This window comes from Streptomyces sp. NPDC107546 (assembly GCF_055639175.1).
Map to the genome: position 1 here is coordinate 45,411 of NZ_JBVKBA010000030.1, position 26,453 is coordinate 71,863.

Annotated in this window: 22 protein-coding genes and 4 pseudogenes; 15 read left to right on the forward strand and 11 right to left on the reverse strand. The window is 70.4% G+C overall.

The features are described from left to right. The first annotated feature begins 46 nt into the window (after nt 1-46). From ACZ7L1_RS31325 to ACZ7L1_RS31335, 3 genes are all read left to right on the forward strand, one after another. Nucleotides 47-958 (forward strand): NAD-dependent protein deacetylase, encoded by a 912-nt coding sequence (locus tag ACZ7L1_RS31325; protein WP_471441910.1) that lies wholly within the window; start codon nt 47-49, stop codon nt 956-958. Nucleotides 959-1,211: 253 nt separating this feature from the next. Beyond that, nucleotides 1,212-1,415 carry a cold-shock protein gene (locus ACZ7L1_RS31330; protein ID WP_028423304.1) on the forward strand — a complete coding sequence of 68 codons (204 nt, stop codon included), beginning with the start codon at nt 1,212-1,214 and terminating at the stop codon, nt 1,413-1,415. 88 nt (nt 1,416-1,503) lie between these two features. Next, the gene (locus tag ACZ7L1_RS31335) at nt 1,504-3,117 is read left to right on the forward strand and encodes a DEAD/DEAH box helicase (RefSeq protein ID WP_471441912.1); all 1,614 of its coding nucleotides are present in this window, start codon (nt 1,504-1,506) and stop codon (nt 3,115-3,117) included. A 129-nt stretch (nt 3,118-3,246) separates the two neighbouring features. Here the strand turns inward: ACZ7L1_RS31335 and ACZ7L1_RS31340 are convergent, their stop codons facing one another. Continuing rightward, nucleotides 3,247-4,029: a DUF899 family protein gene (locus tag ACZ7L1_RS31340; protein WP_471441914.1), complete on the reverse strand. Its 783-nt coding sequence runs from the start codon at nt 4,027-4,029 to the stop codon at nt 3,247-3,249. Nucleotides 4,030-4,401: 372 nt separating this feature from the next. Between ACZ7L1_RS31340 and ACZ7L1_RS31345 the strand changes: the two genes are divergently transcribed. Both ACZ7L1_RS31345 and ACZ7L1_RS31350 read left to right on the forward strand, forming a co-directional pair. After that, nucleotides 4,402-5,049, forward strand: a complete 648-nt coding sequence (locus ACZ7L1_RS31345) for a class I SAM-dependent methyltransferase (RefSeq protein ID WP_471441916.1) — start codon at nt 4,402-4,404, stop codon at nt 5,047-5,049. Between the two features lie 223 nt (nt 5,050-5,272). Further along, nucleotides 5,273-5,443: a hypothetical protein gene (locus tag ACZ7L1_RS31350; protein WP_471441918.1), complete on the forward strand. Its 171-nt coding sequence runs from the start codon at nt 5,273-5,275 to the stop codon at nt 5,441-5,443. A gap of 342 nt (nt 5,444-5,785) precedes the next feature. On the opposite strand, the pseudogene dctA reads toward ACZ7L1_RS31350, so the two are convergent. Together dctA and ACZ7L1_RS31360 are read right to left on the reverse strand one after the other, a co-directional pair. Next, a pseudogene (gene dctA / locus ACZ7L1_RS31355) lies at nt 5,786-7,196 on the reverse strand (C4-dicarboxylate transporter DctA). Next, a complete protein-coding gene (locus ACZ7L1_RS31360) occupies nt 7,193-8,311 on the reverse strand; it encodes a PrpF domain-containing protein (RefSeq protein WP_471441920.1) in 1,119 nt (372 codons plus the stop codon). Before ACZ7L1_RS31360 ends, dctA begins: the two are co-directional and overlap by 4 nt. 146 nt (nt 8,312-8,457) lie before the next feature. Between ACZ7L1_RS31360 and ACZ7L1_RS31365 the strand changes: the two genes are divergently transcribed. Next, nucleotides 8,458-9,363 (forward strand): LysR family transcriptional regulator, encoded by a 906-nt coding sequence (locus ACZ7L1_RS31365; RefSeq protein WP_471441956.1) that lies wholly within the window; start codon nt 8,458-8,460, stop codon nt 9,361-9,363. Nucleotides 9,364-9,456: 93 nt separating this feature from the next. Here the strand turns inward: ACZ7L1_RS31365 and ACZ7L1_RS31370 are convergent, their stop codons facing one another. Beyond that, complete coding sequence (locus ACZ7L1_RS31370; RefSeq protein WP_471441922.1) at nt 9,457-9,918, reverse strand: PPOX class F420-dependent oxidoreductase; 462 nt, start codon at nt 9,916-9,918, stop codon at nt 9,457-9,459. 492 nt (nt 9,919-10,410) lie between these two features. On the opposite strand from ACZ7L1_RS31370, the gene ACZ7L1_RS31375 reads away from it, so the two are divergent. The 3 genes from ACZ7L1_RS31375 (at nt 10,411) to ACZ7L1_RS31385 (ending at nt 12,954) form a co-directional block, all read left to right on the forward strand. Then, a complete protein-coding gene (locus ACZ7L1_RS31375; RefSeq protein WP_471441958.1) occupies nt 10,411-10,926 on the forward strand; it encodes a TetR/AcrR family transcriptional regulator in 516 nt (171 codons plus the stop codon). Nucleotides 10,927-11,181: 255 nt separating this feature from the next. Beyond that, nucleotides 11,182-12,348 carry an epoxide hydrolase family protein gene (locus ACZ7L1_RS31380; protein WP_471441924.1) on the forward strand — a complete coding sequence of 389 codons (1,167 nt, stop codon included), beginning with the start codon at nt 11,182-11,184 and terminating at the stop codon, nt 12,346-12,348. 255 nt (nt 12,349-12,603) lie between these two features. Then, nucleotides 12,604-12,954 carry a hypothetical protein gene (locus ACZ7L1_RS31385; RefSeq protein ID WP_471441926.1) on the forward strand — a complete coding sequence of 117 codons (351 nt, stop codon included), beginning with the start codon at nt 12,604-12,606 and terminating at the stop codon, nt 12,952-12,954. Nucleotides 12,955-13,796: 842 nt separating this feature from the next. Here the strand turns inward: ACZ7L1_RS31385 and ACZ7L1_RS31390 are convergent. Further along, nucleotides 13,797-14,590, reverse strand: a pseudogene (locus tag ACZ7L1_RS31390) (SDR family NAD(P)-dependent oxidoreductase). A gap of 64 nt (nt 14,591-14,654) precedes the next feature. Next, nucleotides 14,655-15,083 carry a GlcG/HbpS family heme-binding protein gene (locus ACZ7L1_RS31395; protein ID WP_471441928.1) on the reverse strand — a complete coding sequence of 143 codons (429 nt, stop codon included), beginning with the start codon at nt 15,081-15,083 and terminating at the stop codon, nt 14,655-14,657. Between the two features lie 354 nt (nt 15,084-15,437). Between ACZ7L1_RS31395 and ACZ7L1_RS31400 the strand changes: the two genes are divergently transcribed. Further along, entirely contained in the window at nt 15,438-15,788 is a 351-nt protein-coding gene (locus ACZ7L1_RS31400) for a hypothetical protein (protein ID WP_471441930.1), read from the forward strand. Nucleotides 15,789-16,076: 288 nt separating this feature from the next. On the opposite strand, the gene ACZ7L1_RS31405 is transcribed toward ACZ7L1_RS31400, so the two are convergent. Together ACZ7L1_RS31405 and ACZ7L1_RS31410 are read right to left on the reverse strand one after the other, a co-directional pair. Beyond that, complete coding sequence (locus tag ACZ7L1_RS31405) at nt 16,077-16,877, reverse strand: maleylpyruvate isomerase family mycothiol-dependent enzyme (RefSeq protein ID WP_471441932.1); 801 nt, start codon at nt 16,875-16,877, stop codon at nt 16,077-16,079. 605 nt (nt 16,878-17,482) lie between these two features. Next, nucleotides 17,483-17,665 (reverse strand): annotated as a pseudogene (locus ACZ7L1_RS31410) (DUF308 domain-containing protein); the annotation flags it as partial. Nucleotide 17,666: 1 nt separating this feature from the next. Here ACZ7L1_RS31410 and ACZ7L1_RS31415 point away from each other — a divergent pair. From ACZ7L1_RS31415 to ACZ7L1_RS31430, 4 genes and pseudogenes are all read left to right on the forward strand, one after another. After that, nucleotides 17,667-17,879, forward strand: a pseudogene (locus tag ACZ7L1_RS31415) (ABC transporter ATP-binding protein); the annotation flags it as partial. Between the two features lie 37 nt (nt 17,880-17,916). Then, nucleotides 17,917-18,480 carry a CGNR zinc finger domain-containing protein gene (locus ACZ7L1_RS31420; protein ID WP_471441934.1) on the forward strand — a complete coding sequence of 188 codons (564 nt, stop codon included), beginning with the start codon at nt 17,917-17,919 and terminating at the stop codon, nt 18,478-18,480. A 1,165-nt stretch (nt 18,481-19,645) separates the two neighbouring features. Next, entirely contained in the window at nt 19,646-20,332 is a 687-nt protein-coding gene (locus ACZ7L1_RS31425; protein ID WP_471441936.1) for an aggregation-promoting factor C-terminal-like domain-containing protein, read from the forward strand. 196 nt (nt 20,333-20,528) lie between these two features. Then, a complete protein-coding gene (locus ACZ7L1_RS31430) occupies nt 20,529-20,948 on the forward strand; it encodes an RNA polymerase sigma factor (RefSeq protein ID WP_471441938.1) in 420 nt (139 codons plus the stop codon). Nucleotides 20,949-21,029: 81 nt separating this feature from the next. On the opposite strand, the gene ACZ7L1_RS31435 is transcribed toward ACZ7L1_RS31430, so the two are convergent. The 3 genes from ACZ7L1_RS31435 to ACZ7L1_RS31445 form a co-directional block, all read right to left on the reverse strand. Next, entirely contained in the window at nt 21,030-23,366 is a 2,337-nt protein-coding gene (locus ACZ7L1_RS31435; RefSeq protein WP_471441940.1) for an alpha-L-fucosidase, read from the reverse strand. 161 nt (nt 23,367-23,527) lie between these two features. After that, nucleotides 23,528-24,262, reverse strand: a complete 735-nt coding sequence (locus tag ACZ7L1_RS31440) for a carbonic anhydrase (RefSeq protein ID WP_471441942.1) — start codon at nt 24,260-24,262, stop codon at nt 23,528-23,530. Between the two features lie 649 nt (nt 24,263-24,911). Next, nucleotides 24,912-25,313: a VOC family protein gene (locus ACZ7L1_RS31445; RefSeq protein WP_471441944.1), complete on the reverse strand. Its 402-nt coding sequence runs from the start codon at nt 25,311-25,313 to the stop codon at nt 24,912-24,914. Nucleotides 25,314-25,406: 93 nt separating this feature from the next. On the opposite strand from ACZ7L1_RS31445, the gene ACZ7L1_RS31450 reads away from it, so the two are divergent. Next, nucleotides 25,407-26,195: a TetR/AcrR family transcriptional regulator gene (locus ACZ7L1_RS31450; protein ID WP_471441946.1), complete on the forward strand. Its 789-nt coding sequence runs from the start codon at nt 25,407-25,409 to the stop codon at nt 26,193-26,195. Nucleotides 26,196-26,453: the final 258 nt, after the last annotated feature.

The following is a 26,453-nucleotide window of genomic DNA, read 5'->3' on the forward strand; positions in this document are numbered from 1 at the left end:
TGATCGTGCGAACGACTGAATGCGGCCTGTTCCGTACCCTGGTGACATGCGCATGCGCCCCACCCTGAGCTGGACCCCGGCCGAGGATTTGCCGCCGGGCACCACGGATCTCGAGCCGGTCGCCGATGCACTGAGCACCGGCGGTGTGCTGGTGCTCAGCGGGGCGGGCATCTCCACGGAGTCGGGCATCCCGGACTACCGGGGCAAGGGTGGGAGCCTGAGCCGACACACCCCGATGACCTACCAGGACTTCACCGCCGGCGCCCAGGCCCGGCGCAGGTACTGGGCGCGCAGCCACCTCGGCTGGCGCACCTTCGGCCGCGCCCGCCCCAACGCCGGGCACCGGGCCGTGGCCGCGTTCGGGCGGCACGGCCTGCTCTCGGGTGTGATCACCCAGAACGTCGACGGCCTGCACCAGGCCGCCGGCAGTGAGGGCGTCGTGGAACTCCACGGAAGCCTGGACCAGGTCGTCTGCCTTTCCTGCGGCGCCCTCAGCCCGCGCCGCGAACTCGCCCGGAGGCTTGAGGAGGCAAATCCGGACTTCGAGCCGGTGGCCGCGGGAATCAACCCGGACGGTGACGCCGACCTCACCGACGAACAGGTCGGGGACTTCCGCATGCTGCCCTGCACGATCTGCAGCGGCATCCTCAAACCGGACGTGGTGTTCTTCGGCGAGGCGGTTCCGACGCAGCGGGTCGAGCACTGCCGCAAGCTGGTCCGTGAAGCGTCGTCCCTGCTGGTCCTGGGCTCCTCACTCACAGTGATGTCCGGCCTCCGGTTCGTCCGCCAGGCGGCCGAGGCCGGGAAGCCGGTGCTGATCGTCAACCAGGATCCGACCCGGGGCGACCGGCACGCCCTGACCCGCGTCGCGCTCCCGCTGGGAGCGGCCCTCACCACCGTGGCCGGCCGGCTGCGCATCCCCGTCGACGACCAGGCGGCGGCCTCGGAGAAGTCGTGACGGTGGTGGGGCGTCACCCCCCGAGGGGAAGAGCAGGCGGCGGCCAGGCGAACGTCACGATCATCGAGGGCTTCGAGGGACCCCGGCGCGCCCCGGTCAACCACCACGGGCCGCCGAGCCGTGCTACAGTCTCGCTGTTGCAGTTGTGGTACCCATGAACCCATGTGCGCCTGACGGAATGTTCCTCCTTCAGGCGCATTATTTGTTTTCCGGGATCGCCGGATGGGGCCTCTGCCTACAGAAGGAAAAGGTCATGGCACAGGGAACCGTTAAGTGGTTCAACGCCGAAAAGGGTTTCGGCTTCATCCAGCAGGACGGCGGCGGCCCCGACGTCTTCGCGCACTACTCGAACATCCAGACCCAGGGCTTCCGTGAGCTCCAGGAGGGTCAGCGGGTCTCCTTCGACGTCACGCAGGGCCAGAAGGGCCCGCAGGCGGAGAACATCGTCCCCGCCTGATCGCCGGACGCGTATCCGCTCACCGGGGTCCGCACCGTCATGGTGCGGACCCCGGTTTGTGCTGTTTTCCAGGAAGGCAGATAACTGCATGTCCCGCAGGCCCCAGAAGCCGAACCGGCGTACCTCCTCAACCCCGTCCGCGTCGTCGCCGAGCGAATTCCGGCTACCGGAAAGCACGACACCCGCACTTCCCGCCGTCGAGGACTTCGCCGGTCTGGACATGCCCGCGGGGCTGCTGAAGACCCTCACCGCACAAGGCGTGACCACCCCCTTCCCCATCCAGGCCGCCACGCTGCCCAACTCACTGGCCGGCCGTGACCTGCTGGGACGGGGACGCACCGGCTCCGGCAAGACCCTCGCGTTCGGGCTGGCGCTCCTGGCCCGCACGGCCGGACTGCGCGCGGAGCCCAAGGCACCCCTCGCCCTCGTCCTGGTGCCCACCCGTGAACTCGCCCAGCAGGTGACGGACGCGCTGACCCCCTACGCGACGGCGGTGAACCTCCGGCTGGCCACCGTGGTCGGCGGGCTGTCCATCACCAAGCAGGCCGGTGCGCTCCGGCGCGGCGCCGAGGTACTCGTGGCGACCCCCGGCAGGCTCAACGACCTCGTGGAACGCGGGGACTGCGTGCTCGACCACGTACGCATCACGGTGCTGGACGAAGCCGACCAGATGACCGACATGGGCTTTCTGCCGCAGATCACGAAGCTGATCCAGCAAGTACGGCCCGACGGACAGCGCATGCTTTTCTCGGCCACCCTGGACCGCAACATCGACCGCCTGGTGCAGCGGTTCCTGACCGACCCCGTGGTGCACTCCGTGGACCCGTCCGCAGGGGCGGTCACCACCATGGAGCACCACGTGCTCCATGTCCTGGACGAGACCGACAAGAAGGCCGTCACCACGCGCATCGCGGCCCGTGACGGCCGGGTCATCCTCTTCCTCGACACCAAGAGGTCCGCCGACCGGCTCGCCAAGCGACTCCTGGCCGTCGGTGTCCGCGCGGCGGCACTGCACGGAGGCCGCTCCCAGCCGCAGCGCAACCGCACCCTGGAACAGTTCAAGAGCGGCCAGGTCACCGCGCTGGTGGCGACGAACGTCGCGGCCCGGGGCATACACATCGACGACCTGGACCTCGTCGTGAACGTCGATCCCCCGACCGACCACAAGGACTACCTCCACCGGGGCGGCCGCACGGCCCGCGCCGGCGGCTCCGGCAGCGTGGTCACGCTGGTCCTGCCCGACCAGAAACGGGACGTCACCCGGCTCATGTCGGACGCGGGCATCCGCCCCCGGACGGCCCGCATCACATCGAGCGACGCGGAACTGGCCACCATCACCGGCGCCCGGGAGCCTTCCGGCGTGCCCGTCACCATCGAGGTCCCCCAGCCGGCGGCGCCGACGGCGTCCCGTCCGGCCCGCAAGACCGGGACCAAGCCCGGCAGGCCATCCGGCCGCCGCCAGCCCCGCAATGGCGGCGGGGCCCAAGCGGCGACAGGTGCTGCAACCAGGACGGGGAGCCGGGACTCCGACCGCCGGGCTACGCCCGAGAGGAGAGCGTCCGGTGGCACCTCCGCAACGGGCGGGCGCGGTTCCGCCCGCCGGGCGCAACCCGGCGCGGCCACGGGCGGTACCGCCGGAGCGGGCGGCCGCAACTCCGACCGCCAGCCCGCCTCACGCAAAGGCCGCCTGCGTCCTCGGTGAGGAAGGCGGCAGCCCGATGTCGGGCCTGGGCGATGCAGGGGCCGCGGTCGGCACTGGGGGCCGTTGGCATCGTTCGGAGGTGCTGCCCGGCACCTGGCACCTCTTGCGGACGCCGTCCACGAAGGCGCGTCAGTGGTGGTGGCCGTGCCGGCCGAGGCTCCGAACGGGGGTCGCGCCGGGGCGGGTCCACTGCGGCACGGGGCGGCTGGTCGGGCCCCAGGTGGCGTTCCCGTCCGCGTCCGAGCGCCAGGACCAGCACGGGCTGCGTCCCTCGGGCCAATCCTCGGGGTTGTCCTCCCACGCCTCGCCGCGGCCGTAGGGCGTCATGTCGAGCAGGCCGAGGGAGCTGTTGACCCGCTCGTTGCCACGGCCCGTCGTGGAGTAGCTGAGGAACACGCGGTCGCCGTCGCGCAGGAAGCAGGTGAGGTAACCCATGCTGCCGCCGACCGGCGCTTCCACGTCGCGCACCGAGTACCAGGGCTGGGTGTAGCCCATGAACTCGAGGTAGGAGGCCACCTCGTCCCAACGGCCCGTGGTCAGGATGGCGAACGAGACGCCGCGGGCGCCCAGGTAGACGGCGTCCTTCAGGTGCCAGGCCGTGGTGGTGCAGCCCTCGCACTGTCCCTGGTGCGGCGCGCCGTCGTACCACATGTGCTTGTACACCACGAGCTCGTCGCGGCCCTGGAACAGGTCCAGGAACGGGACCGGGCCGTCGGGCCCCACGACCTCGACCGTCCCGTCGAGCTCCACCATCGGCAGCCGACGGCGGGCCGCGGCGAGGGCGTCGCCCTCGCGGGTGTGGGCCTTCTCGCGGACCAGGAGCTCGTCACGGGCGGTCTGCCAGGTGGCGAGGTCGACGACGTGCGGGCGGCCGGGCAGCGCGGTGGTCGGTTCGTCCGGCGTGGTCGTCATGGTGTCCTCCGTGGTGTCTCGTGCCGGGCAGCGTCGTACGACCTTCTACGACGGTCACCAGAACAGACTCCCGACCCGGCCGGAACTCATCGCAGCGGGGGCGCCCTCGGCCGAGCCGTGCAGCTCACCCACCGCCCGTCACGTCGGCGAGCGCGGCACGGAGGCAAGGTGAGGCGGTGCGGGTCCGGGAGGGGGCGACGACGCCGGCGAGGAGGTCGGGTCGGCTGCTGAGAGCGGCGGCGACGGCCGGGTCCCGTACAGGCGAGCGAGGGCAAGTGACAGGCCCACTGGCGACAGCGCCGGGCGAACAGTCAGGAGGGGAGATCGTGGTTCTCTCGGCTCGCCTCAGCGCCAGGAACTACTGTCGCGAGCATGGTCGAACTTGATGCCCTCAGTGCCACCCGCGAGGCCTATGACGCCGCCGCCCCCACGTATGCGCAGCTGTTCCGCGACACGCTGCGTGACAGGCCCCTGGACCGCGCGATCTTGAGTGCCTTCGCCGAGGTCGTCGGTGCAAGTGGTGGCGGTCAGGTCGCGGACCTGGGGTGCGGGCCTGGCCATATCACTGCGTATCTGGACGAGTTGGGGCTGGCGGCGTTCGGCGTTGACGTCTCTGCTGCGATGATCGAGTTGGCTCGACAGGCCTATCCGAGCCTGCGGTTCGACGTGGGCTCGATGGCCGCGTTGAACATCGCTGACGGCGTGCTGGGCGGCGTACTCTCACGTTGGTCCATCATCCATACTCCGCCGCAAGAACTCCCCGTCATCTTGGCGGAGTTCCATCGTGTGCTGGCACCTGGCGGCCACCTTCTGGTCGGATTCTCCGCGAGCGAAGATCCGTCTCACCCGACACAGGTCTTCGATCACACAGTCGCGCCGGCCTATCGGTGGTCGCCTGATCACCTCGCCGCGCTGCTGCGCAAGGCCGGGTTGGTCGAGGTGGCCCGGATGGTTCGCGAGCCTCAGCCCACCGACCGACGACAGTTCCAGGAGGTTCAACTACTCGCCAGCAAAGCCTAGTGCTGTGGCCGGAAAGGGCTTCCAGGTCCCTGCTGCGGCCGCTGCGCTCACCGTGCTCCTTCGCCCGTGGGTTCGTCGGGTCCTGGAGTATGGGGCCGTCACGGTGTGCCGCGACAGGTCGACGGGCTGGGCGGAACGTCACATCGTCATCAGGAACTAACCATCGCCACAGAGCCGTTGGACCTGACCAGAGAGCGTGGGTCAGGACGAAGTTTCAGACCTTGTGCTGCTGCGTCCTGGGCGGGCCGCGGACAGCCACACCCTGCACCGCGCGGCCCGCGACCTGGCCGGCACCCCGGGCGTCGTCCTCGTCTCGGCGTGCCGCTGCTCGGCCGGCCGACGCGTGACCCGCTCGACGACGGTGAGTTCCTCGAGTTCGCCGCGCACCTCTTGAAGCTGCTGGCTCAACTTCCCTGCCTACAGCTCCGCTTCGGCCCTGCGGGCCATGATCAGTCCATGAAGGTCCGGTTCCGCATCCCCGGCCACCTGACGCGCCTCCCGCCCGGATCGTAGGGACGGGTGCCTCGCTCACGCCGGGAAATCCGCGGATCCCTGATCACCGAAACGGCAGACGAGGCGGGAGTTGTGCGCGGTGTTCGCCGGACTTGATCAGCGGTTGGAAGACTGGGCGTACCGAAGGGACGTACCTGAGCCCGGACGGCGAGTACGACGTCCTGTTGAGACGTGGGCGGGCCGGCCCGGAACATCTGCTCCGGGGCGGCCCACCCACGCGATATCAGCTTGCGGCGGGGGCCGGGTCGCGGGTTGGTTCGGGCATCGCCTCGGGTGCGGGCCTCTGCTTCGGATCGGGCTCGGCTGTCACCGCGGAGGGAGCGGGGGTGGGGGCGTAGGGGATCTCTCCGCGCAGGACGGCCTTGGCGCGGTCCTCGTCCAGCTCGCCCTCCCACCGGGCGACGGCCAGGGTGGCGACGCCGTTGCCGACCAGGCTGGTCAGGGCGCGGGCTTCGGACATGAAGCGGTCGATGCCGAAGATCAGCGCGAGGGCGGCGACGGGAACGTGCGGGACGGCGCTGAGGGTGGCGGCCAGGGCGATGAAGCCGGAGCCGGTGACGCCTGCAGCGCCCTTGGAGGTGAGCAGCATGACGGCGAGCATGGCCAGCTGCTGGGTGAAGCCGAGGTCGATACCCAGGGCCTGGGCGAGGAAGACCGAGCCCATGGTCAGGTAGATGGCGGTGCCGTCGAGGTTGAAGGAGTACCCGGCGGGCAGCGTGATGCCGACGACCGGTTGCGAGGCGCCAACGTGCTGAAGCTTGGCCATCATGCGCGGCAGGACGGGCTCGGTGGAGGAGGTGCCCAGGACGATCAGCAGTTCTTCCTTGATGTAGCGCAGGAAGGGCAGCAGCCGCAGTCCGTTCAGGCGCATCACGGTCCCGAGCACGACCAGGACGAAGAAGAGGGCGGTCAGCCAGAACGAGCCGACCAGCAGGGCCAGATGGCGCAGGGTGCCCAGACCGTAGTTGCCGATGGTGAAGGCCATCGAGCCGAACGCGCCGATGGGGGCGAGCCGCATGATCCAGCGGATGAGCGTGAACAGGACCGTGGAGAGCTTCTCGACGCCCCGGGCGATGCTCAGGCCGGCCTCTCCGCCGGCGTGCAGGCCGAAGCCGAACAGCACGGACACCAGCAGCACCGGCAGGATCTCGTTGCCGGTCAGGGCGCTCACCAGGGTGGCCGGGATGATGGCGAGGGCGAACTCGGTGAAGCCCTCGTGGGCCGTGGTCGCCTCCGGTGGCAGGCCCTTGGCGGACAGGATCGAGACATCGACGTGCAGTCCGCTGCCCGGCTTGACGACGTTGACGACGACCAGGCCGATCACCATGGCCACGGTGTACCTCGAAGTAGACCAGAGCCTTCAGGCTCACGCGGCCGACCGCGCGGGCGTTGCCCATGGAGGCGATGCCGTGGACGACCGTGCAGAAGATGATCGGCGCGATGAACATCTTCACCAGCGCGATGAAGCCGTCGCCGAGCGGCTTGAGGTCAGCGCCGACGGACGGCCACAGCCCGCCCACGGCGGCGCCGAGGAGGACGGCGATCAGGCACTGGACGTAGAGGGGGGACAGCATCCGGCGGATGCGGCCCGGTGGTGCGGTGACGGTACCCGGGGCGGCGTCGTTGCGGCTCATGCGGGGCGTCCTTCCAGGACGGGAACAAGGAGTTCGGCTCGGGCGATACGCCGGGCGGCGCGGTGCAGGAGCACCGTGGGGGACGCGCCGTCCGGTGCGGGGACGGCTTGGGTGGCGATCACGCCGGCGGGGGTGCCCAGGCGCAGCGTGCCGTCGGCGGTCTGCCGGGCGGCGCGGTGGGCGAGGGTGCCGGGGGTGGCGGCGGCCGCGGCCAGGGCCACGGCGGAGGTCAGGCCGATCGCCGGGTGCGGGGCGTGCATGGAGACCATGCGCACGGCCAGGTCGTATTCGTCCTGGTTGACGAGCGTGCCCTGTGTGGTGCGATAGGGGGCAGGTCGGGCGACGACGCCCACCTTCGGGACCGCGTGGCTGACCGGATCGCCCTCGCGGGCCAGGCCCATGGCCAGCGCTGCCGGGCGGCGCAGCAGTGTCAGCGCGGGCACTGCGGTGGCGAACGCGGCGAGGGATTCCGTGCCGTCGAGGCCGAACGCCTTGGCCTCGAACAGCGCGGCCGGCGCGCCGGCGTCCACCAGGGATGCCTCGACGGGACCGTCCGGGCCGGTCAACTCGTCCAGCGTCCGGCCGGTCGGCAGAGCGCGGCCGGTCGTCGAGCCCGCCGGGTCCTGAAACCCGAGCAGGACCGGCACGCCCGGCGCCGAGGTACCCGGCACCACGGCCGTGCCCTCCTCCGGGGCCACGCCCGCGGGGGTGGGGATCGTGCCGGTGAGGCGGGCCCCGGTGTTGACGTTGAGCATGCGGACCGTGGTGGTGTCCGACGCGATCGGCACGAGAGCGTGGTGGACGGCGTACAGGGCCACGGCGGTGGCGCAGTTGCCGCAGTTGCTGGCCCACTCCACGCGCTCGTCGCCGATTCCGACCTGTGCGAAGGCGTACTCCACATCCACACCGGCCTGGGTCGACGCCTGTACGACGGCGGCCTTGGAAGTGGTGGAGGAAGCGCCGCCCACGCCGTCGATCTGCCGGGGGTCGGCGGCGTTGAAGGCGGCGAGCAGCAGGGCATCGACGTCCACGCCCGTGGCGGCCACGTCGCGGTGGTCGAAGATCCAGCACTTGCTGGTTCCTCCGCGGATCATCTCACCCTGCAGACGCAGCACAACTGACTCCTCACAGGCATGGAAGGGGAAGCCCACCGACGGTCTCGCCGCGCGTGGTGTCCTCCACGGTGGGTTACAGCAGCGTGAAGTACAATCTCGGAAATCTGCATGGCTATTAAGGTGAAGTGAACGCTGGAGGTAGCGGCATGCTCGACGTCCGGCGCATCCTGCTGTTCACCGAGGTCGCCCGGCGCGGCTCGGTGACAGCGACCGCCCGCGCCCTCAACTACACCCCGTCAGCGGTATCGCAGCAGATCAGCCGCCTGGAAACGGAGGCAGGACAGCCCCTGCTGGAACGCCACGCCCGGGGTGTCACCCTCACCGACGCCGGACGGGCGCTGGCCGAACGAGGGCACCGGATCGAACGCGAACTGCAGGCCGCGGAAAACGAACTCGCCGACTACGCCGGTCTGCGCGCGGGCACACTGCGCATCGGCACCTTCCCCACCGTCGGCGCCTCGCTCCTCCCGCAGGCCGTGATCGCCTTCCGGGACGCCCACCCCGACGTACGGCTGACCGTCCGCAGCGCCCGCATCGCCGGACTCTGGGCCATGCTGGAGAACCGGGAGATCGAGATGTCGCTGATGTGGGACTACGACTGGAACCGAATCGACCGGGAGGACATCGTCGTCACCCCACTCCTCGATGACCCGCCGGCCCTTCTCGTCAGCGACCACCATCCACTCGCCGGCCGTGACGCCGCCTCACTCGCCGACTTCGCCGACGACCCCTGGATCACCCGCGCCGACCATCACCCGGTGGCCGAAGCCCTCGTCCGCGGCTGCCGCGCCGTCAACTTCGACCCCCGCATCGTCTACGAGGCCCACGACTACCAGGAAGCCCAGGCCATGGTCGCCGCCGGCATCGGCGTCGCCCTTGCTCCCACCCTGGCCCTGGAGGGCATCCGACCCGGCGTCAGCATCCTGCCCCTCCAGCCGCCGGCCCCCATCCGCCGCATCCTCCTGGTTCGCATGGCCGACCACTCGCTCACCCCCGCCGCCCTGGCCTTCGCCGGACTCCTCCGCGACGCCGCTGCGGCCCGAACCCTCTGACACCGAACCACGCCCACCGGTCAGGGAGCCGTCGCGCTCACCGCCGCCGATCCAGGCCCGCACTTCGGTGTCAGACCTCTCAGCCGGCGTGCGTCAGGACGTCCCCTCCGGCAACACTCCCGCCCGGAACGGCTCCACCCCCACCACCCTGCGCACCCGTGTCGGTTCGATCAAAATCATCAGGCGCCGTTCTCCGGGGAGAAGCCACGGATACCGCTCCTCGTTGATGTACTTCCTGGCGAGCCGGTCCATGGCGCGCTCCGCCGCCTCTCCCTCCACGAATCGCACGACCCGTCCCCGTATCTCCGCCCGGTCGTACGGGTTTTCAGCGTCATGGTGGGACAACGAGACATGCGGATTCCGCCGGAGGTTCTCCTCCTTCACGCGACCCACGGACGTGTTCACCATGACGTACTCCCCTTCGATGTCGGCCCACATCGGCGACACCTGGGGCGCCCCGTCGGCATCCACGGTCGCCAGGTGCCAGAAGTTGGGGGCGAGCAGTCGCTCACGAATGTGCCCGTCCAGCTTGCCCGTACGGCCGCTTTCAGTCATCAAATAGCGCCTTCCCGTTGCCAGTTGACGTGTGCCCTCATCCTGGACCGGTGTGGCGCTCCGACGCCAGGGGCCGTGCCGATCCCCCGCGCCGAGCCGGCCGCGGGAACCGCCCACGGAACGCGTGCTTCCGTATCACGACCATGGATTCCTACGGTCCAGCGGCCCGGCCCGCGCCTGCCGGCGCCCCCACATCCCGAGCGCGTCGCCCGAGTCGGCCGGGCGACGGCTTGATTGACGAACCCTGCGCCCCTGTTCCCGCCGCGCCGGGCCCTCCGCGAGATCGACGTCGCCAAGCAGATGCGTACATCTGTTCTTAATTAGTGTACGTTTGTTCTTATGGAGAAGGTGGAACCTCCCGGGAGGGGAGTCTCCGGCCGCTTCGCAGGAAGTGGAGCGGACGATGGCGAGCCCGAGCACCGGTCAGTCGGTACTGGGACGGGCGAGGGGCGACGGGTTCGCCGGCATGATCCGGAGCGCAGGACACGCATCCTGGACGCCGCTCTCGACGTGCTCGTCACGGACGGGGCGGCCGGCATGACGCACCGAAAGGTCGCCGCGCGTGCGGACGTGCCGCTGGGGTCGGTCACCTACCACTTTTCGAGCCTGGCCGAGCTTCAGGCACAGGCGTTCGCCTGGTATGTGGAACAACGGACCGCGGAGTTCGAGGGCCTCTTCACGGAGGTGGAGACACGCGAGGACCTGGTCGAGGTCCTGGTGGAACTCGTGCAAGGGGGACCGTCCCGGCGCCGCAGTGCCGTCCTGGGCTTCGAGCTGCACCTGGCGGCTCTGCGCGATCCCGCCTTGCGGGCGCTGACACAGGAGTGGACCAGCGACAGCCGGGCCGTGCTGGCCCGCTTCACCGGGCCGGAGATCGCCGGCCGTCTGGACGCCTTGCTCGAAGGGCTGATCATGCATGCGCTCCTCACGACGGAGCCGGAGCCGCGGGAGGCGACACGGGCGGCGGTCGAGCAGGCCCTCTCCCCGGTCACCGCATGGGGAACGTGAACGCGGTCGCCGCCCTCGAGCCCCGGCCGCGAGAGATCTCGGCCGGGCTATGCCACGTTCCTCGCCGCAGTCACGCCGGGCCGCCGGCTCGGGTCGGCGATCGTCGACCGGCTGGACGGACGGGCGTTCTGCGCGCAGCTCAGGGCCTGTTCCCCTCGCCGGCGCCGCCCGCCCGGCCCCGCTGGTGTCATGCGCGCCCACCCGGACTGCCACTCCCGTCACACCGAGACCCTCAGCACACCAAGGAGAATCCCCATGCCGAGCAACCCGCCCATGATCGCGGTCAGTGACGCCGAACTGGCTGAGCTCCGCGCCCGGCTGAAGGGCACGCGATGGGCGGAGCCCTGGCCGGTCAACGGCTGGGAGGCCGGTACCGACACGGCGGAACTCCGCCGCCTCACCGCCTACTGGGCCGACGGCTACGACTGGCGAGCCCACGAGGCCGTCATCAACGCCCTCCCCTCACACCTCGCCGACCTAGACGGAACACCCGTGCACTACCTCCGCTTCGACGGCGAGCACCCGGCCGCGCTGCCGATCGTCCTCACACATGGCTGGCCCAGCTCCTTCCTCGAACTCACCGCTCTCGCCGACCGGCTGGCCACCCCGTCCCGGTACGGAAGAGCAGCCGAGGACGCCTTCACCGTGATCGTCCCCTCGCTGCCCGGATTCGCCTTCTCACCCCAGCGGCCCACCCTCGCCGACACACAGCAGACCCACCACCTCTGGCACCGGCTGATGCACGACGAACTCGGCTTCGAGCACTACGCCGCCCATGGCGGAGACCTGGGTGCCGGCGTCACCTCCCGGCTCGCCGAGGCCCACCCGGAGGCACTCGTCGGCATCCACCTGCTGGCCGTGGCCGCCCCGGCCGCCTACGACCCTGCCACCCTCACCCCACAGGAACAGGACCACCTCGAATCCATGGCGGCCTGGCAGACGCACGAGGGCGGCTACCAGCACCAGCAGAGCACACGGCCCCTCACCCTGAGCCCGGGCCTGACCGACTCGCCCGCCGGCCTGCTCGCCTGGCTCGTCGAGAAATACCGTGCGTGGAGCGACTGCGGCGGCGACCTGTCCTCGCGCTTCAGCGACGACTTCGTTCTGACACAGGCCTCCCTCTACTGGTTCACCCGCACGATCTCAACCTCCTTCCGGCCCTACTACGAACACGCCCGCGGCTTGACCCGACGCGTGGAGCGCGTGAGCGTTCCCACAGCCGTAGCCCTGTTCCCCGCCGACCTGAGCCGGCCGCCACGAAGCTGGGCCGAGCGCACCTACAACATCACGCGCTACACGCACATGCCCCGCGGCGGACACTTCGCCGCGCACGAAGCACCCGACCTGCTGGCCCACGACATCACCGAGTTCTTCCGCGGCCACCGTCCCCCTCTGCCTTCAGTCCCCCGAACCGACGCCTGAACCCGACGACCAGCAGCGCTCATCGCCCCAAGCGTCACGCGCCGTCTCATCCGGGGCGCAAGTCGCATCGACGGCCGGCGCCGGATGGATCTTGGGTCGGCCCTCGGCTGGCGCCGCTCCTCACCTCGGCTCCCGGATGCCACCTGCACGATCCACTCCGCAGCGGTCTTGGTCTTGGCGCCCCGAAGCGCTGAGGACGAACATCCAGGGCCCGGGTAAGCAGCTTCTGACGACTCTGCGGCGTACCGTGCCCGCATGGAGCAGCGAGAAATCATGCAGCGGGTCGTAGGCATCCTGACCGAGGCGCTGGAGATGCGACGCCAAGCCCGGGAGAACCGCGACAGTGACGTCACACAGAGCGAAACGGTCTCCGCGTTGCTCGAGGAGATGCTGCCGCGCATCGAGCTGCGCGCCGATGCGACCGCCCAGGAGGTGGCGACTGCCGTGAGCGAGCAGCTGGGGCCGGCCATCGTGCAGATCGCATCGGCGTTCGCGCTCGCCTTCGTCCAGCTCGCCGAGATCCACGACGGCGGGCGCACCGACGTCTGTGCGGCGGACGTTCTGCAGTCGATCTCCCTGCACTTCGAGACCGAAGCAGGACAGTAGAACGGTCGCGGTGCGCCATCGACTCCGTCAGCCTGAGGGCGGCAGCAGCCCTGTCATCGGTTCGTCGCCGAGTACCTCGGGGAACCAGGCGTTCCGACGCGGCCGGTGGCGCACGCGACGACCCCGACTCCTTCGTGAGGGGTGCCATCGGTTACAGAGGGGAACCGGGCACGGGGTGTGCGCCGACCGGCTTGACGTGTGCGAGGAACACTGGCGGCACCCACTGCCTCCCTTCCCGCCGTTCGGACCGTGAAGCCGGGGAGGACGAAGGCTCGCACGGGGTTCGGGTGTGGTGCCGCTGCTGCCGGGGTGGAGGTGGCGCCCGGCTTGGGTGTCTGCGGCTTGTCGGCGGCGAGTCGGACGGTGGGCAGCGGGGGCGACACCGTACCGGCGAGAGCGCCCGTCATGGCGTCGCGCCTGGGACCAGGGTGTCGGCGCCGAAGACCCAGCCCAACCCCGTCCATGAGGGGCAGGTCATGCTGGGCGCCACACTGCTCTCGCGGGAACGGCGACTGCTCAGCCCCTCCTCCGCCGCCTCTGCCACGCTCCGGGTCGAGGCGCATTGACCCCGCGGTAACGGCCGACGACGGTGAAGGACATCGCCCGCCCAGCGTCTGCAGGAGAGGGCACTGCCGGATGCCGGGGGCGGCAAGCCAGGGGCGGCCGGGGCGCAGCGGCTGCGCCCCGGCCGGCAAACCGCCAAGCGTTGTCCGCCGTGCGGACCGGCTTCACAGCGGAGGCGTCGGCCGATGAGGGGCGCTTGACCGCCTCCGTCAGCGTACGCACCCCTCGGCCCGGAGACGGCGCCGGACGCCGTTTTCCCGTACCTCCGTCAGGTTCGCTCACGGCAGGATGGAGTCTACGTATCCGCCGTCCACCCGAAGTGCGCCACCGGTGGTGGCCGAGGCCTGGTCGGAGCTGAGGTAGACCACCATGTTGGCGATCTCCTCCGGCTCGATCAGGCGCTGCAGCAGCGACTGCGGTCGGTGCTGGCGCATGAAGACACGCTGGGCTTCCTCCCAAGGCAGGTCGCGGTCGACGAGTTCGTAGACGAAGTCCTCGACGCCTCCGGTGTGGGTGGGGCCCGCGATCACGGAGTTCACCGTGACGCCCGTGCCGGCGGCCTGTTTGGCGAAGCCCCGGCCCACCGCGAGCAGCGCGGTCTTCGACATGCCGTAGTGGATCATCTCCGCGGGGATGACGACCGCCGAGTCGCTGGCGATGTACTGGATGCGCCCCCACCCCCGCTCGGTCATGCCCGGGAGGTACAGGCGAGTCAGCCGTACGGCGGCCAGCACGTTCACCTCGAAGTAGCGCCGCCACTGTTCGTCGGTGATCCTCAGAGGATCCTCGGCGCCGAAGATGCCCAGGTTGTTGACGAGGATGTCCACCTGCGGCAGGACTTCCGCGGCCTGGCGAGCGCCCTCCTCGCTCGTCACATCCGCCGCGACCGGGACCAGCTCCGCCCCGGGACCTCCCGTGCCAGTTGGGCGATGCTGTCGTCCACGCGCTGCGGGGTACGGCCGTTGACGCCCACGCGGGCCCCGGCACGAGCCAGACCGGCGGCGATCGCCGCGCCGATGCCCTGTGTGGAGCCGGTGACCAGTGCCGTGCGGCCTTTCAGATCGATCTGCATCATTCCAGCCCTTTCATGTGTAGTCCCATACAGGTACCCGTACCGGCACCTCGACGTGAGAAGTTCAGGCCTTCAGCGCCTGGACGGCCGCATCGGCGAAGGAGTGGTCTTGTTCCGGAGCTCCGCCGCCGACGCCGAGAGCTCCGATCAGCCGGCCGTCACGGTGGACGGGCACTCCGCCGGCGATGAACAGCAACGGGCGGTCCAGGGCGGTCGGCAGGGTGTGGAAGAGGCCGCCGGGTTGGACGGCGTCGACCAGGTCGGCCGTGGGGGCGTTCAGCTGCAGAGCGGTGTACGCCTTGCGCGTGCTGGTCTCGCCTGCGATGAGAACGGCCCGGTCGTCCCGTCGGAAGGCGAGCATGTGGCCGCCTGCGTCGAGGACGGTGACGGCGACCGGGACACCGGCAGCTTCGGCGGCCGAGCGCGCCGTGTTGATCAGGAACTCGGCGTCGCCGACCGTGAGCGGAGTGACGGCGATGGCAGGGATGGTCATGAGGAACGGTCTCCAGATGTTGCTGGACGGGCCCACGGCCCGCAGGGACGTTGAACGGATCGCGACAGGTGGCCGTGCCCTCGCTGCATTCCGCAGCGGTGCGGACCGGCCGCCCTTCGCGCTCACATTAATTGCGCACGCTGGTTATTTCAAACGCCCCTTATGGGCTAACGCAATTACCTCGCCTCCGCCACTCGCCGGGCGCACATGAACGCCATCGCCGTGGGTCAAGTCGCCGACGCGACCCGTCGGTGTACACCAGCCCGCGGAGACCGCCGAAGGACCCGGCGCTGAGCGAGGGTCGGTCGTGAGGGAGGAACGGTGAGGCAGCCAGCGAATGCAGGGACGAGACAGATGGCGCAGCCCGCTCAGCAGGAAGCGGTGGAGACGGCAGGCCAGGTGAGGCAGGCCGCGGGAGAGGTCGTCACCACAGCCGGTGAGCAGGCCAGGACGGTTGCCGCACAGGCCGAAGAACAGGCCGGAGGCATGGCGCGTGATCTTCGGGACCGCGTCGTGGAGCAGGCAGAGACACAGGCACGGCGCGGGGCCGGGGCCGGGGCCGTGCGGCAGTGGACGGATGAGCTGTCCGCTCTCGCCGACAGCGCCGAGGAGGAATCGCCGGCCAAGAACGTGGTGGCGCAAGCTGGGGAACGCGGTCGCCGTGCGGCGGACCATCTCGACCGGCGCGGTGCGAGGGCTTGGTGAGCGACGTGCAGGACTTCGCTCGCAGACGCCCTGGGGTGTTCCCGGGCGGAGCCTTGCTGGCCGGTTTCGCCGCGGGGCGGCTGGCCAAGGCCGGCCGTGCCGCCGCCGGCGACGGTACGGGCTCCCGCAGCACTGCCGGGACGCGGCCTGCGTCAGTGCCGGACGCCCCGACGGGGCCTACGTCCTGCCCTTGCGCGCACCAGGGGGGCCGCGAACGTGGACCGGGGTGGACTGCGCCTGCAAGACGGCCGAGCCGGTGGAGGCGCGGCCGAACGCCCCCGCTACGTCCTACTTCTCCTCCGGCTCCCAGGCGCGGAGCAGGTCGAGCAGTCCTGCGTCCCCGTCCACGCGCAAGGACTCGGCCTGGATGCGGTCGTACAAGTAGAGGACCAACTCACTGGCCGTGCCATGGACGGAGGCGCCGGCTGCCTCCGACTCCTCGCCGGTCGCGGCGGTGGGCGCCAGGATGCGGGCGGAGCGTGCGCCGTCGCCGTCGACCGTGAGGCGCCAGGAGCGGCCCTCGGCGGAGTGGAAGTCGAAGGCCGTGGGCTTGTGCGGCCAGGCACTCGGCGTGCCGCAGACGGTGAACAGGAACTCCTCCACACCGTCGAGTGCCACCTCGACCGGCAGCGGCTGCGCAGCGCCCCCGGCGAGCTGGGCGTCGTACGTGTGCACCGCGGTCTCCTGGGCCCGGTGCCGGGCGACACCGCCGGAGGTTTGCGGTGACTGCGACGCGGGCCACCACGTCCAGCAACCGCTCTCCGGGCCTGCCTCGCGCAGGGCGCCCAGCAGGAGCTGCGTCGACGCGGCCAGCCAGGCCAGCAGGGCCTCACGCTCCCGCGGCACTTCCAGAGCGGCACGCGCAGCGGTGGCCTCGGCCGGGGGAGCGTCGGCAGGCCCCGCGCCGACGATGGCGGCCCAGAAACGGTCTCCCCCACCCAGGTGCTTCACCAGATCGAACAGCGTCCACCCGGGGCAGGTCGGCACCTGTGCATCGAGACTGGGCGCGGCGGCGACCGCGGCGCGGAAGGCGGTCGACCGTTCATCGATCTGTCGCAGCAGGTCGGTAAACCCAAGATTCTTTTCCACGCCGGATGTCTATCACCGTGCTCCGGTGATCGGACAGCGATTTTCACAGTCGCCGCCGGTTAGCCATTGCGGACGCCCTCGCCTCCCACCGCCCGCCTAAAGCAACGGCATTGCGGCAGAGTGGACCTGGGGTCCGGCCTTCAAGTCGGACGTCTCGGGCCGGACGCCGGCTGCGGAAGCTCGGACCCATAAGTTCCTGCGTTACGACACCTCCATCGAGCGTGCGACGAACCGCGACGCGGCGGAGGATCTCCAACTGGGCGGGGTGCGCATCCCACAGGGCGGCATCGTCGTCGCCCTCGGATCGGCCGGGCCCCGCAGGCCGAGGACCCCGCCCCCACCGTTCTCGACGTTTCCCGGCCGAACGCCCGCCACCTGGCCTTCGGACATGGCATCCACCACTGTCTGGGCGCCTCCCCTCGCCCGGCCGGAGACCGCCATCGCCTTGCGCGCCCTGCTCTCCCGCGTCCCCGAACTGGAACTGTGACGTTCCTTCCGGTGCGTTACCGCGTCGCCTGGCGGTCCAAGTCCCGTCCGTACGACACGAAAGTCCCGGCCCGCGCCTCGGGGCGGGGGCCGGGACGGCACCGGAAGGGGATCCGGGGTCAGACGGTCCGGGTGCGGAGCTGCCGGGACTTCCAGCCCAGCAGCAAGGCCTGGAGGATGAACCACACCCCGCCGCCGGTGGCGTACACCGACAACACGTCGAGCGAGGGATTGTCGTCGGCGGCCTGGATGTTGTAGAAGACGCCGACGACGAACGACAGCCCGCCCGAGATCAGGGTCGGCACCCGGGTCGCCGAGCCGCCGCGCCCGCTGCGGTTCGCGGCCGGGGAACTGGCCGCGCGGGCGGAGGAGGGACCGCAGCCGCTGGTGTCCCTGCACAACGTGCGAGTGCCCGGCCGTCTCGCACTGGACGGCCTGGAGGTGTCGGCGACCGACCGGCTGCTGATCACGGGCGGCAACGGGGCGGGCAAAAGGGTGACGGCTCTGGTGACGGCGCTTGCCCCCCATGGGCGTCACCTGTCAAGATGGTGATGTGAATCTTGACCATGTCTTCGTATGCGGGCACCCGGCGCTCGACTTCGCGGCCACCCTCCGCGCCCGGCGCTCGACCCGGTTCGAGATGTTCGTGACTCCGGAGAGGCTCAACGCCTGGTACCTGGAGTCGGGACTCGTGGACACGATCACCCCTGGCGAGGAGGCCGACGTCCGGGAGGCGATCGCCGTGCGCGAAGCGATCTACCGGCTCGTCACCAACCGCCGGCTCGGCGAGGAGTTCGATCGCCAGGCACTCGCCGTGGTCAACGGCGCCGCGCGCAAGACCCCCGCGACACCGCAGCTCACCCTCACGGGCCGACACACCGAGGCGACCCCCGAGCAGGTCCTGGCCACCGTCGCACGGCAGGCCGTCGAACTGCTCAGCGGTCCGGACGTGCCCCTGATGAAGGAGTGCGGCAACCCCGAGTGCACGCGCGTCTACATCGACCGGTCACGGGGCATGCGGCGGCAGTGGTGCGGCATGGAGTCCTGCGGCAACAAGTACAAGGCCGCCGCCTACCGCGCACGCAAGAAGACCGCGTCCGCCGTGACCGCCCGCTGACCCGTCGGTCGCGGGCATCGTGCGGTCGCGGGCATCGTGCGGTCGCGGCGCTTACAGGGATCAGCGCCCCTAAGCGCTGCCAGGGCCTCGCGGAAGCTGTGCATCAGCACGTCCCGCGCTCCCGCGCGCCGGGCGAGAAGGCAGCCGGGGGGCGCCGGACCTGCCCAAGGGGCCTGCGGGAACGAGCCCGAACCCAGGGTCGTCCTCGGACGGTCCCTCGCCGCGCGCCGGTCACGGCGTGAACGCCGTTCGGCGCTTGTCTCGGCGCGCGTCTGGCCCGGTATCGCGGGCCGGGCCTGGTCGTGCTCGACGAACAGGTCGAGGCAGGCCGGTCTGCGGCCCGGTCACCCGTGAGCGGGTGGAGGCGCGCGCCGCGAGGTGACGGATCCGGATCCACCGGGCGGACCGACACGCTCCCGCGCTGCTCCCGGACTCCCGGACCCGGCCCACACCTGACCCGAACTCGTTCCTGCCGGTGACGAGCTCGCCGGAGTCGACTGGGACGTCGCCACAGCGGATCTGCTGCAAGGCCCCAGGGCCCAGGCCCACTGACACGCGCCGATACTCTCGCCCCCGGTGCTTTCGCCTCCCGGGTGACGACGGCCGGCGATCCTGGTACGACGGTCACCGGGCGGCCGTACCGCGATGCCGACGCGATTCTTTTCCGGCCGGCCGGTGAACCCGTCCCGGTTCCCGTCCCGTTCCTCCAGAGAGGAATTTCTGCGGTCGTGGGGTTCATCGGCTGGCTGGCCCCGCCGCAGGACCAAAGCGGTCGTCCGCGCTCTTCCCCGATGCGGGCGCGACTGCTCCACCCACGGCAGCCGACCGGACACGCCCGAGCCGGGCACCGGGCTCGCCGGGGGTGCGGACCGGGAGCAGGTGTGCGGGCTCAGGACTTCGGGGCCGGGAAGCCGAGCCGGGCCGTGGCAGCGTGTTCCAGGTAACGCGTGCAGGGCCGGTCAGGCCCACGTCCTCCCAACGGACCTTCACATCGCGGGCACATGGGTGACAATGGGCGGCAAATGTGACCAACTCCGCCTTCTCCCCGTCACGATTGCGCCCACCGCCCCGGCACGGCAGAGTGTTCCAACTGCCGGAACCGGCAAGGGAGATACCCTCACACCGTCACGTCATGACGTCACGGGACGTACCGGAAGGGAAGCGCGTGAGTCGGATATCGGTCCGGGGAGTCGCGGTGGTCTCGGCCACGGCGGTCACCGCCGTCGGAAGCGTTGTCGGAGTCGCCTCGGCCGACACCGAGCAGCCGAACGGCGCCGAAGCGGCGTCGGCCGGCACCACGCTCCTCGCGGACATACCCGCCGGTCAGCAGGCGCAGGTCCAGTCCGCGTCGCTGACGCAGCAGGCCGACGCCCAGGCCGTCGCCGCGGACGCGAGCGCCAAGAAGGACGCCGAGGAGTCGGCCCGCAAGGTGGCCGCCCGGACCGCGGTCGCGAAGAAGGCGGCGGCCGAGAAGGCGGCCAAGGAGCGCGCCGAGGCGAAGGCCGCGGCCAGCAGCGCCGACGCGGGCGGCTCCTCCAGCTTCCCGGTCCAGAGCAGCTACACGGTTGCGCAGATCCAGGCGATGGCGAGTCACATGGTCGCCGCGGACCAGTTCCAGTGCTTCAGCAACATCGTGGACCACGAGTCCGGCTGGAACTACCACGCGGTCAACGCCTCCTCCGGTGCCTACGGTCTCTTCCAGGCCTTGCCCGCCGGCAAGTACGCCTCGGCCGGCGCCGACTGGCAGACCAACCCGGCCACCCAGATCAAGTGGGGCCTCAACTACATGAACACCAGCTACGGCAGCCCCTGCAAGGCCTGGTCGTTCTGGCAGGTCAACCACTGGTACTGAGATCCTTCGGGCCCGAATCGGCGGCCGGCGGTCAAGCCCGCACATGTCCCGCTCGCGCGAACACACTTCGAGTCGGGGGCGTAGGGTCGAAGGAAACATGTGTCGGGGCCCGAGGGACGACGTATGAACGGAATGCCGTAGGACGCCGGTCCGGTTCAGGACGCGGTCCTGACGCGGGACGCGTCAGGCGGGCGATGTGTCGGCGCCGGCCCTGCTGCTGGAGCGGCACCGGCCCGGGATGCGCGCGGTGGCGGTCAGCCTGCTCGGACCGGGCGCGGACGTGCACGACGTCATGCAGGACGCGGCACTGGTGGCGCTGCGGCGGATCGTGGACATCCGCGATCCCGAGGCCGTGGGACCGTGGCTGCCCATGGTCGTCCGCAACAGCTGCCGTACTCTGCTGCGCGCCTCCCGGCGCGTCGAGCCGGTGGCGGAGGTTCCGCCACCGCCGGACGGCGGCACGCCCGAGCAGGACGCCAGGCCCGACGCCATCGACGATCGCGCCGCGCTCAAGGGACTGACGACGGTTGCTCGTACGGCCGTCGGAGACACATGTGACCGGCACTCCGGCACCACGTCCGGCGAGTTCCGCCGCACCCACCACGGCCTCCAGTGAACCGGCGCACCTCCTGAAGTCCGCGCAGGGCCGCGCGAATCCGCTCGGCCCCACCGCTGAAACCGCCCGTTCCCGGCAGGCTCAGTCGTGCCACTCCACCTTGAACACCCACGCGTACCGGCCCGCACTGCGGGCCGCCGCCGGTACGTCGACGACCAGGGCTCCATTGCGGAAGGTCCAGTTGAGGGGCCGGTCGTGGCCGAGCATGGTCACTTTGTCGCCGCTGCGGACCGGCACGGGGGCCTCGACGGTGAGCGTGGCGCCGGGCTCGGCGAGCGAGTGGATGTAGAACGCCTCGCCCGGGCGGACGGTGAACCTGAGGTCCTCGCCCAGCTGCGCCATCCGCGACCAGTACGTCGTGTCGTAGATCGCCTCGCCGTTGGTGCGCAGCCAGCGGCCGGTCTCGCGCAGACGGGTCTGCATGATCTCCGGGATCGTGCCGTCGGCGCGGGGGCCGATGTCGAGGAGGAAGTTGCCGTTCTTGGAGACGATGTCGACGAGGCTGTGCACGACATCCTCGGCGGTCATGTAGGCGTCGTCGGGCGTGGCCCGGTTGTAGCCGTAGCTGAAGGGGTCGAGGCCGCGGCTGGACTCCCATTTGGCGACGACCGTGTTGTCGTACGTCGTGTACTCGGGGGTCGTGAAGTCGTGGAAGGCGATGCCTGAGCGGTCGTTGACGGTGACGTCGATGGGCCGGGCGCGGTTCTTGGCATGGTTGAAGTACTCGGCCAGCACGTGGAGGCTGTCGTTGGCGCCGCCGATGTCGCACCAGATGATCTCCGGGTCGTAGCCGTGGATCAGTTCCAGCATCTGCGGGGCCTGGTAGTCCTTCACATAGTCCTTGCCGGCGGTGTAACCGGTGTACGGCACCGGCTGCTGCGTGTACGGGTTGCGCGGGGCGTGGCCCGTCCAGGGATTGTCGGGGTTGAACCACTCGGGCATCGAGAAGTACAGGCCGCGGTGGAGTTCGGGGGCGTACCGCCGGGAGGCCTCGAACAGCTCCCTCACCAGGTCCCGTCGGGGGCCCATCTTCACGGCGTTGCGGTCGCAGACCTTGGTGTCCCACAGCGCGAAGCCCTCGTGGTGCTTGGAGGTGAGGACGTGGTACTGGGCACCGGCGTCCCGGAACAGCTCAACCCAGGCCCGCGGGTCGAACCGCTCCGCGGTGAAGCGCGGGATGAAGTCGTCGTAGGCGAAGTCCTCGCCGTAGGTCTCCCGGTGGTACGCATGGACGGCGTTGGCCGGGTCCTGCATGTGGTTCCAGTACCACTCGGCGTACTGCTTGCCCACCGGTGACCAGGCCGGGACCGAGTAGACGCCCCAGTGGATGAAGATGCCGAACTTGGCGGCCTGGAACCAGTACGGCGCCTGGTGCGCTGACAGGGAGTCGCCGGTGGGCCGGTAGTCGGCGACCCCTAGGGTCAACGGGCTGTTAGCGCTGGTGGCTTGGGTGCCACGGCCGGTGACGGTGATCGAGCCGACCCGGGCCGTGCCGGGCACGGTGCCGGGGCTGTTGCGGATGCCGATGCGGACGCGGGCCTGTTCACCCGGGTCGAGACGGCGGACGCGGGCGGGTTCGACGGTGCGGGCGCCCGGCACGTCGACACGCACGGACACCGCGTCGTCCGCCAGAACGGCGATGGTGCCCGCGTTGACGACGGTGACCTCGACGCTCTGGGCGCCGCTGGAGGACAGCAGGGAGGCGGTGGAGTGTGCGTCCCGCAGGGCCAGCGCACGCCCTTGGGCGACGGGTTGCAGGGTGAGGGCGAACACGTGCAACGAGGCTTTGCCCGCCTCGGCCGGGTTGGTGACCGGCAGGGTGAGCCCGACCGCCTCGCGCTGCGGGTCGATCCACACCTCGGCGGTGCCGATGCCGACACGGTGCTCGTCCCTGGTGCCGTCGGGCTGGTAGCGGTAGGGCGCCGACAGGGTGCCGCCCGCCGCGTACCAGTCGGAGCCGCCGAGACCGGCGGTCGTGGCGGAGCCGTCCGCGTAGTGCACCGAGGCGCTGCCGTAGCTGCCGGCGGTGAGGAAGAAGGCCGACAGGTAGCGGCCCTTGGGCAGTTCGATGCGCTGGCCGAGGGCGACGACGTTGTTCTTCGCACCAGCGGTCCCGGAAGGGAAGAGGAACGGGACGCCGTCGACCTCGACACGGCCGGTGGGCAGTTCCTCGCCGGGGAAGGTGTACCCCGAGCCGTCGAAGTCACCGCCGCGACCCGCGGCGGTGTCTATGCCGTCGTTGTCGTACAGGACGTCGAGCGGAACAGGTACCGGGTCCGGGACGGGAACCCAGGTCGCCGCCCGGTCGCCGTCGGGGTCGGCAGCTCGTGCGTCCGTCGCCGCGGTGAGCGGAAGGGCGGCCGCGGCGGCGACGCCCGCCGCGGTGCCCAGGACCTGACGTCTTGGATACATCCTCATGAGCGGCTCCTCATTCATCGGATGTCTGATGATTCAGCCGAGTTGAGGGGCTGTCAATGACGGGGAGCGGAAAGGGAGTTCAGCCATTGATCGGATGACTCTGAGGTGCTGGAGGCCGGCCACCGCCTGGTGACGCCCGTCCGTCTTCTCTGCGGGCCGGTTCAGGAAGGCGCGCCGACCAGGACTTGCACCTTGCCGGTGTCGAGTGAGTAGTAGGCGCCGACGATCGCCAGGGAGCCCTTGCGCACCAGTGGGGCGAGGTCCTGGTTGGAGCGAAGGGCGGTGGTAGTCAACTTGACCTGGGCTCGTGCCATCGTCTCGACCGGGTCGGCGCCACCCTCCCTCACTGCCTGCGCGTACGCAGGCCGCAGAGCTTTGACGATCGCCTGGAGGTTGCCGGGCAGAGGTTTGCCGTCACGCATGGACTGGTACGCCGCTTTGACGGCGCCACAGCGTTGATGACCGAGGACGACGATGAGCGGGGTGCCGCTCGTCATGGGTCCGTACTCGACGGACCCGGTGACCACCGGGCCGACCGCCTGCCCGCCCGTACGCATCACGTAGAGGTCACCCAACCCGGTGTCGAAGAGAAGTTCGGGCGGCACTCGGGAGTCGATGCACGACAGAACCGCCCCGAAGGGCTCCTGTTCCTGAGCCACGAACTGACGCCGGTCCGGATCCCGGTCGGGATGCTGAAGGTTGCCGCTCACCCAGCGTCCGTTGCCGTCCATCAGTCTCGCGAACGCGGTGGCAGGCGTGGTCGGCCGTGCTCCGGGCGAAGCGCTGCTCCCCGACGTGGCGATGCTCTTCGACGAACACCCCGCAAGCGCCACCGTGGCGCCCGCGAGTGAGCCCGTGAGCAGAGCTCTGCGGTTCGGACGCGCTGCTGTGCCCATCGGTCGTTCCCCTCTGTGCCGTTCGAATCCGTGCCTGCCTGCAGACCAGGCCGATTGTTCAGCGTGGTGGGGGTGGCCTGGCGGCAGGCACGCGCGGGCGCGGGCTGCTTTGCCTCCGACGGCCCACGGATGAGACCGGCGATGACCGGCTCCCGGTCACGGTCGATCTCGGTGGCGAGGGTTGGGGGGGACTGCGGGTCGTCCTCCGAGCCGGGACGGCACCGCAGAAATGCGTGGGGGTGTCCACGATGGGTGTCCACGATGGCTGCCTCGCCACCTTGGCAGGCGGGAAGGCCGCCCGCGCGGCGCAGGCCCGACGAATCGTCGTCGGAGACGTTCGGCAGAGCCCTCGGGGTCAGCGTCAGCCAAGCCCGCTTCCGAATGACCCGCTGCCTCCTGCACCGCTGACGCCGACAGACGCCCCGCGTACGCGGCGGCTGCCGGTGGGCGCCTGGGCGGCGCCCGATGAAGGACACCAGGCACTTGGCCCCCGCGTGGCCCGCCGTCCCGGGACCGGCGGGCCGACGCTTCGAAAGGCGCCGTCGCGGGGTAACCGGAACATACGCCTCCGCTCGCCGAAACGGAAGACCCCTCGGCCACCCGCTCACGTGTTCGGGTCGGAGGAGTCCAGGCCGACTTGTGACGTACGTCACCCAGCCGTCTCGGTGGCGGCGTCGGCGTTCCAGTCGACCAACTGGACGATCACGCCGTTGGGGTCCCGTACCTGGAAGGCGCGCTCACCCCACTCTTCTTCCGTCAGCGGCATGGTGACCGTGACGCCTTCGGCGTGCAGGCGCGCCAGCTCGCCCTCGAGGTCGTCGACCACGAAGGCGAGGATGAGTCCGGCGGCGTGCTCGTCGCGCTGGTCTGCCGGGAGGGTCTGAAGCCCCCGCCGCAGGAAGACGACGTTCATTCCCACGTCGTCGCGCGTCAGGGAAGCGAATCCGTCGGCGGCCATCTCCTCCCGGAACCCGAAGTGCGTGCAGAGGAAAGCGCTGGAGGCCTGGACATCGTCAACGTTGAGTGACACGGCACTGGAAGTGACCTTCACGGGGGCTCCTTGATGCAGAGTTCTCTGTGCGCAGTTCTCTGTACGTCGTACAATGTACATCGTACAGAGATGGGATACGAGAAGATTGCTCTCGTGCCTTCCGACCGAACCAGCGCCGGCGACCCGGCCCGTACCCTGCAACTGCTGTGGCGTGAGGCCGCGCCCGACCGCGGCCGAGGGCCGCGGCGCGGGCTGAGCATCGACGCGGTGGTCGAGGCGGCCACCGTCATCGCCGACGCCGAAGGCCTGGACGCGGTGACCATGCGCCGCGTCGCCCAGGAACTCGGCGTGGTGCCGATGACGCTCTACACCTACGTCCCCGGCAAGGCCGAGCTGCTCGACCTCATGCTCGACGCCGCCTACGCCCGCATGCCCCGCACAGACACAGTCGGACAGCCCTGGCGCGAACGCGTCACCGCCATCGCCGACGAGAACAAGGCACTCTTCGAACGCCACCCCTGGGCCGCGGCCGTCTCCACCTCCAGGCCCCCGCTGGGACCGGGACTGATGCGGAAGTACGAGCACGAGCTGTCCGCGTTCGAAGGCCTCGGCCTGAGCGACATCCACATGGACGACTGCCTCACCTACCTGCTCACCTTCGTCCAGGCATCCGCCCGCGCCGCCGCCGACGCCCGGGCCGCCCTGCACGACAGTGCCATGAACGACGAACAGTGGTGGCAGGTCAACGCCCCGCTCCTCGCCCGGGTCCTCGACCCGGACACCTATCCCACCGCCGTCCGCGTCGGCACGGCGGCAGGCACGGCACACGGCACCGCCTACGACCCCGACCACGCCTACGCCTTCGGGCTGCGGCGCACCCTGGACGCCTTCGCCGCCCTCATCGACCAGAATCGCGACGCGAACGCACCCACCTCGGCATAAGGGCGTCATGCCGGTGCCCGGTCAGTGCGCCATGCCATGCAGGGGCGGCGGGCAGAGGCAGGTGGCATCCGTCCATGTCACGTGACTCCTCCCCTTCATGAATGAGGGGGCTTCTCGCTATGCCGGTGCGGCTTCGCGACGGACCAGCCCGGCCCGTAAAACATTGACAGCGCCCACCGTGTCCGCGTGCGCGTTGTGGCCGCAGGCGACGCAGTGGAACTTCTCCTGTGCGGGCCGGTTCTCCTTGGCGGTGTGCCC

Excerpts from the sequence above, each read along its gene's own strand:
- ACZ7L1_RS31325 (WP_471441910.1), top strand. The coding sequence starts at position 47 with ATGCGCATGCGCCCCACCCTGAGCTGGACCCCGGCCGAGGATTTGCCG.
- ACZ7L1_RS31330 (WP_028423304.1), top strand. The coding sequence starts at position 1,212 with ATGGCACAGGGAACCGTTAAGTGGTTCAACGCCGAAAAGGGTTTCGGC.
- ACZ7L1_RS31335 (WP_471441912.1), top strand. The coding sequence starts at position 1,504 with ATGTCCCGCAGGCCCCAGAAGCCGAACCGGCGTACCTCCTCAACCCCG.
- ACZ7L1_RS31340 (WP_471441914.1), bottom strand. The coding sequence starts at position 4,029 with ATGACGACCACGCCGGACGAACCGACCACCGCGCTGCCCGGCCGCCCG.
- ACZ7L1_RS31345 (WP_471441916.1), top strand. The coding sequence starts at position 4,402 with ATGGTCGAACTTGATGCCCTCAGTGCCACCCGCGAGGCCTATGACGCC.
- ACZ7L1_RS31365 (WP_471441956.1), top strand. The coding sequence starts at position 8,458 with ATGCTCGACGTCCGGCGCATCCTGCTGTTCACCGAGGTCGCCCGGCGC.
- ACZ7L1_RS31370 (WP_471441922.1), bottom strand. The coding sequence starts at position 9,918 with ATGACTGAAAGCGGCCGTACGGGCAAGCTGGACGGGCACATTCGTGAG.
- ACZ7L1_RS31380 (WP_471441924.1), top strand. The coding sequence starts at position 11,182 with ATGCCGAGCAACCCGCCCATGATCGCGGTCAGTGACGCCGAACTGGCT.
- ACZ7L1_RS31385 (WP_471441926.1), top strand. The coding sequence starts at position 12,604 with ATGGAGCAGCGAGAAATCATGCAGCGGGTCGTAGGCATCCTGACCGAG.
- ACZ7L1_RS31395 (WP_471441928.1), bottom strand. The coding sequence starts at position 15,083 with ATGACCATCCCTGCCATCGCCGTCACTCCGCTCACGGTCGGCGACGCC.
- ACZ7L1_RS31400 (WP_471441930.1), top strand. The coding sequence starts at position 15,438 with ATGGCGCAGCCCGCTCAGCAGGAAGCGGTGGAGACGGCAGGCCAGGTG.
- ACZ7L1_RS31435 (WP_471441940.1), bottom strand. The coding sequence starts at position 23,366 with ATGAGGATGTATCCAAGACGTCAGGTCCTGGGCACCGCGGCGGGCGTC.
- ACZ7L1_RS31440 (WP_471441942.1), bottom strand. The coding sequence starts at position 24,262 with ATGGGCACAGCAGCGCGTCCGAACCGCAGAGCTCTGCTCACGGGCTCA.